This window comes from Comamonas sp. GCA5 (assembly GCF_036541385.1).
Classification (GTDB): domain Bacteria; phylum Pseudomonadota; class Gammaproteobacteria; order Burkholderiales; family Burkholderiaceae_C; genus Comamonas; species Comamonas aquatica.
Map to the genome: position 1 here is coordinate 1 of NZ_JAZHFR010000185.1, position 1,270 is coordinate 1,270.

The 1,270-nt window shown below is 72.3% G+C and carries 1 protein-coding gene; it reads right to left on the bottom strand.

The window, feature by feature from the left end; translation table 11 throughout:
- Positions 1-1,270: iron chelate uptake ABC transporter family permease subunit (locus tag SJH88_RS19120; protein ID WP_274755390.1), on the bottom strand; the 1,270-nt coding region annotated here is incomplete at both ends.

Here is a 1,270-nt window from a genome sequence, read left to right on the forward strand (position 1 = left end):
GTGCGCTAGCGGCTGCGTGCCCAGCCGCACCTCGCCCTGCTGGGGGCGCAGCACGCCGGACAGCAGGCGCAGCAGGCTGGACTTGCCCGAGCCGTTCGGGCCGATCAGGCCCAGCAGTTCGCCGGCCTGCACCTGCAGCGAGACCTCGTGCACGATGCGCGTGCCGTGCGCCTGCCAGCTGATGCCGCAGGCCTGCAGGGCAGGGGACTGCACGGCCGTCATGGCCGGCCCCGGGGCTTTGAGCAGGATGAGCGCGAACACGGGCGCACCCACCAGGGCCGTGATGACGCCGATGGGCAGCACCTGGCCAGGGATCAGCGTGCGCGAGACCACGTCCGCCGCAATCAGAAACAGGGCGCCCATCAGCGCGCTGACCGGAATCAGCCGGCGGTGCCGCACGCCCACCAGCAGGCGGGCGGCGTGCGGAATCACCAGCCCCACAAAGCCGATCGCGCCGACGATGGACACCATCACCGCCGTCATCAGCGCAGCGGCCAGCAGCAGCGTCAGCTGTACGCGGCGCACGGGCACGCCCAGGGCGGCGGCGGATTCGCTGCCAAAGGTGAAGGCATCGAGCGAGCGCGCGTGCAGTAGGCACACCACCATGCCGGCGCCGGCCACGGTGGCCGCCCCCAGGGTGTCTGGCCAGCGCACGCCGCTGAGGCTGCCCAGCAGCCAGAACATGATGCCGCGCGCCTGTTCGGCACTGCCGGACTTGGTGATGATCAGCGAGGTGAGGGCGTTGAACAGCTGCGAGCCGGCGATGCCGGCCAGCACGATCTGCCCGCTGTTGTGCAGGCCGCCCCGCCCGGCCGCGTGGGCCAGCAGCGCCACCAGGGCGAAGGCGCAGACGGCGCCGACAAAGGCGCCGGTGGTCATGGAGATGGCGCCGGCGCCCAGGCCGGCCACGGTCACCAGCACCGCGCCCGTGGAGGCCCCGGCCGAGATGCCCAGCAAATACGGTTCGGCCAGCGCATTGCGCAGCAGCGACTGCAGGATCACGCCCGAGATGGCCAGCCCGGCGCCGCAGCAGGCGGCCACCAGGGCGCGTGTCAGGCGGTAGTTCCAGACAATGCCCTGGTTGATCGGGTCGACGGCGTAGCTGGTGCCCGCCAGCTGGTTGGCCAGCACCTCGAAGACGGTGCGCACGGAGATCTCGGTCTCGCCGATTGCAATCCCCAGCACGACGGCGACCAGCAGCAGCCCCAGGGCGGCCAGGGTCAGCAGGCCCCCGCGCAGCCACAGGCCGGCCGCGTGCAGCAGGGCGGGC